An 11743-nucleotide genomic window follows, 5' to 3' on the forward strand; every position below is an offset into this window, starting at 1 on the left:
GTTCCCGCGAACTCAAGGACATGACTGCTGTTGCGTACGCTCAATCTCGGCATCCTCGCCCATGTCGACGCCGGTAAGACCAGTCTGACCGAGCGGCTCCTCCACGCCGCCGGGATCATCGACGAGGTCGGCAGCGTCGACGCGGGGAGCACCCGCACCGACACGCTCGACCTCGAACGCCGCCGAGGGATCACCATCAAGTCCGCGGTGGTCTCCTTCGCGCTCGGCGACACCCACGTCAACCTCATCGACACGCCCGGCCACCCCGATTTCATCGCCGAGGTCGAACGGGTCCTGAACCTGCTCGACGGCGCGGTGCTCGTCGTCTCGGCCGTCGAGGGCGTCCAGGCCCAGACCCGCGTCCTGTACCGGGCCCTGCGCCGCCTCCGCGTCCCGACCCTGGTGTTCGTCAACAAGATCGACCGCGCGGGCGCCCGCGATGACGCGCTGCTGCGCGACCTCACCGCGAAACTCGACCCGGCCATGGTCGCGATGGACACCGTCGAGGGCCTCGGCGCGCCAGCGGCTGAGAGCAAACCGCGGGAACGCGACACCGCGTTCGTCGAGGACCTCCTCGAATCGCTCCTCGACGAAGACCTCCTGGACGCCTACCTCGCGGGCGTCGAAGCGCTTCAGGAGGCCGGTGGTAGGTCACATGCGGCGCTGGACGCGGCGCTGGACTCTGCGTTCGAGGAGCGCGTCGCGCAGGCGCGGGCGCACCCGGTCCACTTCGGCTCGGCGATCACCGGCGCCGGCATCGAGAGCCTCATCGAAGGCCTCCGCCGCTTCCTCCCCGGCTCGGTCGGCGATCCCGAAGGACCGCTGTCCGGCACGGTGTTCAAAGTGGATCGCGGCCCGGAAGGGGAGCGGGTCGCTTACGCCCGCCTGTTCACCGGGGCGGTCGCGGTGCGCGACCGCATTCCCGTGGGCATCGACCGTGAAGCCAAGGTGACCGGCATCAGCGTCTTCGAAGACGGGATCGACCGCGCGCGGCCCCGGGTCGAGGCCGGTCGGATCGCGAAGCTCCGGGGTCTGGGGGAGGTCCGCATCGGCGACCCGATCGGCCGGCCGCCGAAACTCCGCACCGAGCACTTTCTGCGGCCCGCACTCGAGACCGTGGTCGCGCCCGTCGACGAACGCGACCGTCCCGCGCTGCACACCGCGCTCACCCGACTGGCCGAACAGGACCCGCTCATCGGCCTCCGCCACGACGAGACGCGCCGGGAACTCTCGGTCTCGCTTTACGGCGAGGTCCAGAAGGAGGTCATCGGCGCCACCCTCGCCGAGGAGCACGGCCTGCGGGTCGAATTCCGCGAGTCCACCGTGATCTGCGTCGAGCGCGTCACCGGTACGGGCGCGGCCGCCGAGTTCATCGCCAAGGCGCCCAACCCGTTCCTCGGCACCGTGGGCCTGCGGGTGGAGCCCGCCAACGGCACCGGCGTGGACTTCCGGCTCGGCGTGGAGCTCGGCTCGATGCCGCTCGCGTTCTTCAAGGCCGTAGAGGAGACCGTCCACGAAACGCTGCGCGAGGGCCTGCACGGCTGGCAGGTCGAAGGCGTCGCGGTCATCATGACCCGTTCGGGGTACTGGGCCCGCCAGTCCAGTGCGCACGGCGGCTTCGACAAGCGCATGTCGAGCACCGCCGGGGACTTCCGGAACCTCGTGCCGCTCGTGCTCATGGCCGCCCTCCACCGGGCCGGCACCGTGGTGTGCGAGCCCTTGCACCGCTTCCGCATCGAGCTGCCCGCCACCGATCTCGGCGGCGTCCTCGCCGCGCTCGCGAAGCTCCGCGCCGTCCCCGAACCGCCGGAGCTCGGCGGCGGGCGGTGCGCACTCGAAGGCACGATCCCGGCCAGGGCCGTCCACGGTCTCGGTCAACGCCTCCCCGGTCTGACCAGCGGCGAGGGCGTCCTCGAGAGCGTCTTCGAACGCCATGAGCCGGTGACCGGCCCGGTCCCGTCCCGGCCCCGCACCGACGCGAATCCGCTCGACCGAGAGGCCTATCTGCTGGCGGTGTCGCGCCGCATGACCGGCGAGTGAACCCGCCGGTCGCCAGGATCCGAAGTGGAATCCATTGTGTCCCAATATGTTCGCTATTTACGGAATTGAACCGCAAATGTATGATTAAGATCCCTTGACCGCCCCTTCGTCCCGTCGGCACCCTGGCGGGATGAGAACAGAACGGACACAAGCACATGAAGCGAAGGCTCGTCACCGCGAGCGTCGCGCTGGGGGTCGTCGTGGCCGCCACCGGCGTCGCCGCCTTCACCGCCCAAGCCGATCCGATCGAACCCGCGGGCGAGGAACTCGCCACCTGGACCGTCCCGCGGCTCGACGCCGACGAAGCGGCCGAACTCGAAGCGCTCGGTTTCACCCTCGCCCACGACCACGGCGCCGAATCCCACATCATCGGCGACGAGACCCTCGCCGCCGAAGCGCGCGAACTCGGCTACGATCCCGAATTCGTCGACACCGTCTACAAGGACGTCCCCCTCAGCGCCGAGCAGGAGGGCACCTACTACGGCGGCTACCGCACGGTCGACTCCTACGAAGCCGACCTCAAAGCCCTCGCCGAGGCCAACCCCGACCTCGCCAGCCTCCACGACATCGGCGACTCCTGGCTCAAGACCCAGGGCGAGGGCGGCCACGACGTCTACGCCATCTGCCTGACCAAGATCGCAGCGGGCGACTGCGAGACCGACCCGGACTCGACCAAACCCCGGTTCTCGCTGATCGCCCAGATGCACGCTCGCGAAATCGCCACCGGCGAGGTCGCCTGGCGCTGGATCGAGAAGCTCGTCGACGACTACGGCACCGACGCCGAGGTCACCGAACTCATGGACACCACCGAGATCTGGGTCGTGCCGATCGCCAACCCCGACGGGGTCGACATCGTCGCCTCCGGCGGCGACGACCCGATCCTCCAGCGCAAGAACGCCAACGACGGCAACGGGAACTGCGGCGGCCGCCTCGGCGTCGACCTCAACCGCAACTCCACGTTCGAATGGGGCGCCGACTCCACCAACCCCTGCTCCGAGACCTTCCAAGGCCCCTCTGCCGGGTCCGAGCCCGAGACGCAGGCCGTCGAGGAATGGCTCCGCGCCCTCCACCCCGACCAGCGCGGCGAGAACCCGACCGACGCCGCCCCCGACGACGCGCGCGACGTGTTCCTCACCCTCCACTCCTACGGCGAGTACATCATCATCCCTTGGGGATACACCGACGACGCCGCCCCGAACGACGCCCAGATCCGCGCCCTCGGAGCGGCCATGTCGAAGTCCAACGGCTATTACGTCGGCACCAACGACGACACCGTCGGATACAGCACCAGCGGCACCACCGACGACATGGCCTACGGCGAACTCGGCGTCGCCTCCTTCACCTTCGAGATCGGCCCCGACACCGGGAACTGCGGCGGGTTCTTCCCCGCGTTCACCTGCGTGGACGACACCCTCTGGCCCGAGAACGAGGGCGCGCTCATGACCGCCGCCCAGGCGGCGGCCGCGCCATACGCCGGTTAGCGAACGGGTCCCGGCGGCACGGTCGCAGCACCACACCGCCGGGACCCGGTCTTCCCGCAATCGCCCGCTCGAACCCGGCCGACCGTCCATACTGTCCGCATCGTCCCTTCACCGAAAGAGCGTCGTTGCAGGCGGAGAGGAGCGGGGCATGTCGAGTGACGAAACGACAGGGGCCAAAGGCGGGAACATGATCCGCCGGCTCATCGTCGCGGGCGTGATCATCGCCCTCGCCGCCTGGTTCATCCTCGCCAACACCGCGGAAGTCGGCGTCAAGCTCTGGGTCGTCGAAGTCGAGACGCCCATGTGGATCATGCTCGCCTTCGTCTTCATCGCCGGTTGGGCCGTCGGCGCACTGCTCCGACGACGCTCGGCGAGGAAACGCGCCTGAACCGAATTGCGGGCCGCGGCAGGTGATGCCGCGACCCGCAACGCCAATAGCGGTTGCCTCGGCCCCGATCCAGGCCTGATACTCATGCGGTGCCCCTACCGAAACTCATCGCCACCGACCTCGACGGCACCCTGCTCGACCGGCGGGGCCGACTCTCCGGGCGCAACCAGAAGGCGCTGCAGGCCGCCCGCGAGCACGGCATCCTCACCCTCGCCGTGACCGCCCGGCCGCCCCGCGCCGTCTACCGCGTCCCCGAACTCGCCGCCGTCCTCGACGGCGCCCTCTGCTCCACAGGCTCGATCCGTTTCGACCCCGTCGGCCAGGCCACCGAGCTGCGCCACTCGATCCCGACCGCACTCGCCGGCGAACTCCACCGACAGCTGCGCGCCGCGCTTCCCGCCGCCGAATTCGCCGCCGAGACCGGCCGGGCCCTCCGCATCCAGGGCGACTACTTCCGCGGCCTCCGCCTCACCGACCCGTGGATTCCGGTCGACGCCGACGACGACCTGTTCGACGTGGCAGAACCCGTGGTCGGCCTGCTCGTCCATGACACGGACTCGACCGGTCAGGCGATGCAGGAGGCCACCGCTCACATCGCGCTGCCCGGCGTCCACCTCTGGAGCTGGGGCAGCCACCCCGAGATCGAATGCACGGCAGCCGAAGCGGAGAAGGGCGCCGCGCTGGCGGCCTGGTGCTTTGAGCGCGGCGTCGGCGCCGAGGACGTGATCGCGTTCGGCGACATGCCGAACGACGTCTCGATGCTCGCCTGGGCGGGCCGGTCCTACGGGATGGCGGGTGCCCATCCGGAGGCGCTCGCAGCGGCTACCGGCCGCGCGGAGCCAGCCGCTGCAGACGGCGTGGCGAAGGTGATCGAAGCCCTGCTCCGAAGCTAGGCCATCCGTCGGAGCACCCCGCACCCAGCGCAAACGCGAGGTCGCGTCTCCTACCTGCACCGGTAGAAGACGATCGCCTTCTCGAACTCGAACACGTCGTGCACCGCGAAGTGCGCCTCCAGCTCCGCCGCCGCCGAGTCGAGGACCCGCTCGAATGCGGCGTCGTCGCACTCGACATAGGACCTGATCGAGACGAGATAGTCCATGAGCGGCCCCGGCTCGGGAACCGAGACGAGGCCGCGCTCTTCGAACCGCTCCACCGAATCGAACGCCGCCTCCAGATAGCCGGGTGCATTGGCGGAGTCGAAGTTGGCGACCTCCGCGGACGGAATGAACGTGTCGGGGCCCAGGACCGCGCGGATCGCCCGCGCCCAATGCGCGTACGGCTCGGCCATGTCGTCGTGGGCGTTGGTCGAGGCCAGCAGGGTCCCGCCCGGCTTGAGCACCCGCCGGAACTCGCCGACCGCTTTCGCGATGTCCGGCACGTGGTACAGCATGTGCATCGCGAGTACCGCATCGACGCTGCCGTCGGGGTAGGGGATCGCCTGGGCGTCGGCCACCATGATCGGCGGCTCGACACTGGAGAGCATCCCGGGCGCGGCGTCGATGCCGAGGACGGTCGCCTCGGGGTGGTCGGCGCGCAACCGCTCCAGGTAGCGGCCGTACCCGCAACCGATGTCCAGCACGAGCCGTGGATCGGCGGGCATCAGCTCGGCGGCGAAGTCGACCGGGTCGAACCGGGGCTTGCGGTAGTCGTAGAGGCTCACGCGGGACTTGAGGTTCCCCGCGTGCGCGTAGTTGCCTTTGCTGCCTTCGATGTGGACGGCCATGCAATGCCCTTCTCCTCGTGGAGGACGCCGACGCGGCGTCCTCGCAAAACGCGGCGGGGCGAGAACGCCGCCGCCGCGAGCGGAGTTGTCCAGGCTACCTGAGAGCTGCCGGGCCGGCCCTTCCTGAAGTCGCCTTCAGCCGGCTTCAGCTCCGGTTCAGGTTCGGGCCTTCAAGGCGTTCGATGCCCGAACCGGTTCGCGCCCGGGGCCGGAAATACCCCCCCGTTCCAGGACGAATGTCCGCGTCTTTGTGCAGCGCTGCTCGTCAGTGGTTATGGTGAAGATGACCGGTTCCGATGAGCGCGCACGACTGGCGAGAGGATAGTGCCGTGGGCGAGCCCTTGGAACTGACCTTCAGCGACCTGAACGACCCTCCGGCCGCACGATCGAAGTCGGCCTCGGAGGGAGTGTCGCCCCCTCAGACCGGCAGTGACTTCGCCGAGCTGTCGCGCAGGGTCCGAGCAGCCGGTCTCATGCGCCACCGTCCCGGCTACTACTCGCTCCGGTTCGTGCTCGTCGGCGCCGTGTTCGCCGCCTCCTGGGCGGGTTTCGTCCTCATCGGCGACACCTGGTGGCAGATGTTCACCGCCGTGTTCATGGCCCTCGTCAGTGCCCAGGTGGCGCTGCTGGGCCACGATCTGGCGCACCGCCAGGTCCTCCGCAGTCGAACCGCCTCCGAACGCATGGGCTGGTTCACCGGCAACCTCGCCAACGGCATGGGGTACGGCTGGTGGACCGAGAAGCACAACCGCCACCACGCCAACCCCAACCACGAGGAGCTCGATCCGGACGTCGCGCCGGGGCTGTTCGTGTGGTCGCAGCGCCAAGCGCGCGGGGCCAGGGGAGTGAGCCGGTTCGTCATCAAGTACGAGGCGCAGCTGTTCTTCCCGGCCCTGCTCTTCGAGGGTTTCAACCTCAACTGGTCGGGCATCAGATCGGTCGTCAAAGCGGGCCTGAAGCACCGAGACATGGAGGCGGCACTGCTCGCGGTGCACTTCGCCGCTTATATCTCGGCCGTGTTCCTGGTGCTCTCGCCTGGCAAGGCGATCGTGTTCATCCTGGTGCACAAAGCGGCCTGGGGCCTCTACATGGGCTCGGTGTTCGCCCCCAACCACAAAGGCATGCCGACACTCGTCGGCGAAACCGAGTTGGACTTCCTGCGCAAACAGGTGCTGACTTCCCGCAATGTCAAGGGTGGCTGGCTGACCGACGTCGCGCTGGGAGGCCTGAACCACCAGATCGAGCACCACCTGTTCCCGGGCATGCCGTCGGTGCACCTGGGACGGGCCCGGCCGATCGTGCGCGACTTCTGCGCCGAGAAGGGCATCTCCTACCACGAGACCGGTCTGATCCAGTCCTGGCGCGAGGCCTTGGCCCAGCTGCACCGCAATGGCGCCTCCCTGCGCCATCCGCAGGCCCGCACCGGGTGAGATCGGATCGGTCCGGCCTCCCACGTGAGTCGTCGAGGCCGCGACCGGCGTTGCGGGCCGAAACCCGAGAGGCTCCAGGCCGTCCGAGACCGTCGCTGAACGCTGTGCGGGACACGGCTTGTGTGGAGCGGCGCCGCTCAGCCACCGTGGTCGGGCTCCGGCGGTGCGGTGAGCATGTGCTTGCGAAGCTCCAGGAGTGTGCTCTTGAGGAGACGGGAGACGTGCATCTGCGAGATGCCGATCTCCGTCCCGATCTGGGATTGCGTCCTGTCGCCGAAGAACCGCAGAGAGAGGATCTGACGCTCGCGGTCGGGCAGCTGCCGCAGGAGTGGGAGCAGGGATTCGAGGTTGTCGACCCGACCGAGAGCGCGGTCCTCTGCCCCGATGGTCTCGGCCGGCGAGATGCCGTCGCTGAACGCCGACTGGTCGAGCGAGACCGACCGGAACGAGTGGATCGCCTGCAGCCCTTCGTGCACCTCGGATTCGGGGATGCCCAGCCGTTCGGCGAGATCGGCGGGCGTGGCCGGACGGCCGAGTGTCTGGGAGAGGTGGACGACGGCGGTGTTGATGGACATGCGCAGCTCCTGGAGGCGGCGCGGCAGGCGCACCGGCCAGGCGGTGTCGCGGAAGTGGCGACGTACCTCTCCCATGACCGTCGGTACGGCGTAGGAGAGGAAATCGATGCCGCGTTCGGGATCGAAGCGGTCGATGGCGTGGATGAGTCCGACCGTGGCGACCTGGACCAGGTCGTCCTTGTCGATGCCGCGCCCCGCATATCGGCGGGCGATGTTGTCGGCGATCGGGAGGTATCCGGTGATGATCCGGTCCCGCAGGTCCTCGCGCTGGAGGTCGCCCTCTTGGAGGCCGGCCATCTGTTCGAACAAGAGTGCGAACTTCCGGTACTCGTCGTCGCGGCCATGTCTGCTGATGTGTTGTGGCGCCATGGGAGGCTACCGCCCTGCGGCTGTCTGGTTGGGGAACCGGGCGTGCCCGGTTTCGGGTCGACCAGGTCCTGCGTCCCGGGCTGGCATCCAACGCGTTCCGACCCCGCGCACGAGGTGGGTCCCGCGTCGTGGGTGATCGGAAGGGCGTCCGGCTGACACTTGCGGAGCGCTCGGGTCCTCGGGTGCAGTCACGGCTTCGGTCAGGGAGGGCCGTCCTGGCGCCCGAGCGGCTCCATCGATGTGGCCAGCGTATACCGGTTCGGTCACGATGGCGCCGGACTGACCGCCGGCCGTTCCTTTAAACCCGCAGGGAGTGCCAGTCTCGACCGATCCGGCAGCTCGCCGGCCGGGCCGGCGAGGGTCAGCCAGTGGTCGAGGGCATCCGATGCGGCGCGGAAGGAGCGGTGGGAGCCGAGGCTCTGCGCGTGGGGTCCGAACGTCGTGTGCCGGTCTTCAACGGCTGTGACGTACCCGGCGAACTCGCCTTCGAGCGTCGCCACGTACAGATCGGGGGCCGCGGCCTTCCAGACGAGGGAAGGCGGCGCGCCGCGGTAGGGCATCGGTGCAGTGATGGTCACCTGATTCGTGGGCAGAGCGGACACTGAGCCCGCTGGGGCGGAACGACGTTCGGGCTAGTTGCGCACTCGCCGCACCGCGGCTTTGCCTCGTTCGGACAGTCCGGCTGCGGCGTGCACCAAGGTGTCCATGGCGTCCTCGGCCTGGGCCGCCGCCCGTCCCAGGGGCGTCTTTGACTTCCGTCGCCGGTTGAGCCGCACTCCGATGACGGCGACCGCCGCGATGCCGATTGCGACCGACCCCACCACGATCGCGGGGACCGACCGTATGAGGTCCCTTCCGCCGAGGGAGCCGTCGGTGCCGTCATTGCGCCAGTCCTCTGTCGACGATGTCTCGCTATCGGTCCCCGGGATCTTCGCCGGTTCGATGTCTGTGGCCACGGCTGTGTCCTCCTCGTGTCGGGGTGAAGGCATGCCCGTTCGGAACGGGGTGAAACCTCGTCCTCGCTTCACGGACTCTGCGGTCAAGCCGCGCGGCGGCCGACGCGACGCCTGATGCGTCCGAGGCCGATCGTGCCGATGAACAGCACGATACCGACGGCGGCCGACCAGAGCGGACCCTCGACGGCGACGAAGCGAATCCTCAACGCGAAGCGCTCGGCCCCAGCACTCAGCCTCGTGGCCTTCATGCCGCCGCGAGCGGAGTTGTCCAGGCTGCCTGAGAGCTGCCGGGCCGGCCCTTCCTGAAGTCGCCTTCAGCCGGCTTCAGCTCCGGTTCAGGTTCGGGCCTTCACGATGGGAAGCTCCATCGTGGCATCGTCGGGAACCGCGCGCCGGCGGCGCCACCGGAACCACACCAGCAGACCGAAACCGATGAGCAGGAGGACCATGCACCCACCGATCACATAAGCCCACCAGGGAAGACCGGCGACGCTCGCGCTCAGGTCGCCGCCCGCGACCTCGGCGGCCTCCTGCGGCTCGTCGGTCCGCAGGACGACTCGGTCCGCCTCGTACGCGATCCGATAGCTCACGCCGCCGACCTCCAACACAGCGTCTTGAGCGAGGTCGGCGAAAGTGCCGGACACACCGCCCGCGGCGGTGACGACGGCGATCTCCTCGGGGAGCGCGCCGCCCTCCTCATAGGCGACCGCCAGCGTCCCGTCGAGAGCGGCCTCGCCCCCGACCGTGAGCCCCCCGTTCGAGCTCACGGTCAGGGTCGAAGCCTCGCCGAGCGACAGGTCGCCGCCGACGCCGCTCGCAGCGCGGACCGTCAAGCCCTGGTCGACGATGAGGTCCCCGGCGAGCTCGGCCCCAGTCGCAGCGGCGCCGTCACCTTCAGCGCCGCCCTGGCGGGAGCTGTCGGCCCCCGCGTCGGCGCCGGCGTCGCCGTCCTGACCGGCGGTGCCGAGCACCAGGACGCCCTCGGCGACGGTCCAAGCGCCCGCGGCACTGCTCGTGCCCGAGTACGTCCAAGCGCCGGTACCCGACTTGACCAGGCCGCCTTCGCCTTCGACGCCGCCCGCATAAGCGGTGTCGCCCGCGACGGCCACGGTGAGGTCGTCGGCGCCGAGCCGCACGGTCGCTCCGGCGACGCCGCTGAGGTCGGTCACAGTCTGGCCCTCGACCTGCGAGAGGTCGAGGACGGCCGACTCGCCGGAGAGTTCGACGTGCTCGGAGGCGGCGAGGTCGCCGCCGGTGAGGGCCAGTGTGCCGCCGGAGACGGTGGTCGCGCCGGTATAGGTCGTGTCCCCGGTGAGCGTCAATGCGGCGGGGCCGGCCAGTTCGAGCCCGCCCTCGCCGCTGATGCGCGAGAGTTCGATGTCGGTGGAGGCGTTGGCGACCACGAGCATCCCGTCGTCGACCACCTCGGCGAGATCGGTCCCGGTGAGGAGCCAGCCGTCGCCGCCGTCCTCGCCCGTGCCCAGACGCAGCACCGCACCCGATTCGATCGTGGTGGCGCCGTCGTAGTTCTGCTGGTCGGCGAAGGTGACGTCATTGCCGGCAGTGCCCGCGATCGTGACGTCGCCGCTGCCGACGGCGGACATCGTGTCGTGGTAGATCCCGCCGGAGATCGGGGCGTCGAGCTGGACCGGGCCGTTGTAGTTCAGGATCAGGTGGCTGCGCATGCGCCTGGGGTGCATGTTGACGTAGACCGTGTCCCGGTTGCCCGGGAGGAAGAACTCGTTATCGGTGCCGTCCCCCCACTGCACCAGCGCACCCTCGATGTTGATGCCGCGCTTGTTGTGGTTGTGGGCCACGATCTCGTAGTTGAGGCTCGGGTCCGACAGCGACGGATCGGTGTCCGGCCCGGAGTCGGCCCACGAGTACACGCCGGACATCACCACCTTGCTCCCGAAGATCTGGGAGTGGAAGTTGATGTCGTTGCCCCACTCGCGGGAGTAGAAGTCCACGTCGAGGACGGTGTCATTGCCTTCCTGCGTGTCGATGATGAACGAGCCCTGGTTGAGCACCGTGTCCACTTCGGGCATGGTGGAGAGGAATTCTCTTTGGCTGTAGTGGATCACGGTGCCGTTGTAGAGCATGCCGGAGAACGTGTGGTTGCCCGCGAGGGAGAGGCCGTCCCAGGTGTGGCGCGGCTGGACGATGAACCCGGCCCCGCTGAGGTTGCCCGGGTGGTAGCGGCGACCGTGGACCGCGACGATCAGCGTGCCGTCGACGTGGTGGTTCAACGCGTTCCACTCGAAGTTGGACAGATCGTACGGATAGTGCCCGAGCGTTCCGGTCGTGCCCGTGCCGTCGCCGTACTGGAGGGTGGCGCCGGATTCCACGGTCACTGCGGGCGGGTCGGGGTCTTCGATGGTGTTCCACCACCAGGGTTCGCCGCGCGCTTCGACGCGCTGGCGCTGCCGGTCCTCGGGGATGCTGAAATCGGAGTCGGCGGTGAGCACGAGCTTCCCCGGGCCGCTGACGGTGAGCGTGCCGACGCCCGAGAAGCGGCCGCCGTAGACGACTTCTTCGCCGTTGCCGAGGTTGACCACGGCGTCGCCGTTGAGCACGACGTCCTGTCCCGCACGGAGCTGGCCGGTGATGTCGTTGGCCGCCTGTGCCGGGGCGGCGGCGAACGGAACGGTCAGGAACGCGAGGAGTGCGGCCAGCAGCAGACGCGCCCATGCTGTCGCGCGTCTCCGCCCGGCGGTGCCGCGCTGGAACGCGGCGGTCGAGCTGCAAGGCGGTCCGAGGAGAGGAGAATCCTTCACGGTT

11 protein-coding genes are annotated in these 11743 nt (G+C 69.2%); 5 read left to right on the forward strand and 6 right to left on the reverse strand.

Features of this window, described 5'->3' with window-relative positions; genetic code table 11:
- Nucleotides 1-30: 30 nt before the first annotated feature.
- From JHY01_RS14450 to JHY01_RS14465, 4 genes are all read left to right on the forward strand, one after another.
- Nucleotides 31-2040, forward strand: coding sequence for a translation factor GTPase family protein (locus JHY01_RS14450; protein ID WP_205326362.1), 2010 nt, complete (start codon nt 31-33; stop codon nt 2038-2040).
- Between the two features lie 155 nt (nt 2041-2195).
- Nucleotides 2196-3521, forward strand: coding sequence for a M14 family zinc carboxypeptidase (locus tag JHY01_RS14455; protein ID WP_205326363.1), 1326 nt, complete (start codon nt 2196-2198; stop codon nt 3519-3521).
- Between the two features lie 148 nt (nt 3522-3669).
- Complete coding sequence (locus tag JHY01_RS14460; protein ID WP_205326364.1) at nt 3670-3909, forward strand: hypothetical protein; 240 nt, start codon at nt 3670-3672, stop codon at nt 3907-3909.
- Nucleotides 3910-3998: 89 nt separating this feature from the next.
- Entirely contained in the window at nt 3999-4802 is an 804-nt protein-coding gene (locus JHY01_RS14465; protein ID WP_205326365.1) for an HAD family hydrolase, read from the forward strand.
- A gap of 50 nt (nt 4803-4852) precedes the next feature.
- Here JHY01_RS14465 and JHY01_RS14470 read toward each other — a convergent pair whose 3' ends face one another.
- Nucleotides 4853-5632 carry a class I SAM-dependent methyltransferase gene (locus tag JHY01_RS14470; RefSeq protein ID WP_205326366.1) on the reverse strand — a complete coding sequence of 260 codons (780 nt, stop codon included), beginning with the start codon at nt 5630-5632 and terminating at the stop codon, nt 4853-4855.
- 407 nt (nt 5633-6039) lie between these two features.
- Between JHY01_RS14470 and JHY01_RS14475 the strand changes: the two genes are divergently transcribed.
- Nucleotides 6040-7062, forward strand: coding sequence for a fatty acid desaturase (locus JHY01_RS14475; RefSeq protein WP_374199535.1), 1023 nt, complete (start codon nt 6040-6042; stop codon nt 7060-7062).
- A 137-nt stretch (nt 7063-7199) separates the two neighbouring features.
- Here JHY01_RS14475 and JHY01_RS14480 read toward each other — a convergent pair whose 3' ends face one another.
- From JHY01_RS14480 to JHY01_RS27775, 5 genes are all read right to left on the reverse strand, one after another.
- The gene (locus tag JHY01_RS14480; protein WP_205326368.1) at nt 7200-8006 is read right to left on the reverse strand and encodes a SigB/SigF/SigG family RNA polymerase sigma factor; all 807 of its coding nucleotides are present in this window, start codon (nt 8004-8006) and stop codon (nt 7200-7202) included.
- 263 nt (nt 8007-8269) lie between these two features.
- The gene (locus JHY01_RS14485) at nt 8270-8584 is read right to left on the reverse strand and encodes a hypothetical protein (RefSeq protein ID WP_205326369.1); all 315 of its coding nucleotides are present in this window, start codon (nt 8582-8584) and stop codon (nt 8270-8272) included.
- Between the two features lie 54 nt (nt 8585-8638).
- Complete coding sequence (locus JHY01_RS14490; RefSeq protein ID WP_205326370.1) at nt 8639-8962, reverse strand: hypothetical protein; 324 nt, start codon at nt 8960-8962, stop codon at nt 8639-8641.
- Between the two features lie 83 nt (nt 8963-9045).
- Nucleotides 9046-9210 (reverse strand): hypothetical protein, encoded by a 165-nt coding sequence (locus tag JHY01_RS14495; RefSeq protein ID WP_205326371.1) that lies wholly within the window; start codon nt 9208-9210, stop codon nt 9046-9048.
- 87 nt (nt 9211-9297) lie between these two features.
- Entirely contained in the window at nt 9298-11739 is a 2442-nt protein-coding gene (locus tag JHY01_RS27775) for an autotransporter-associated beta strand repeat-containing protein (protein WP_205326372.1), read from the reverse strand.
- Between the last annotated feature and the right edge of the window lie 4 nt (nt 11740-11743).

Source organism: Glycomyces sp. YM15 (genome assembly GCF_016918015.1).
GTDB lineage: Bacteria > Actinomycetota > Actinomycetes > Mycobacteriales > Micromonosporaceae > Glycomyces.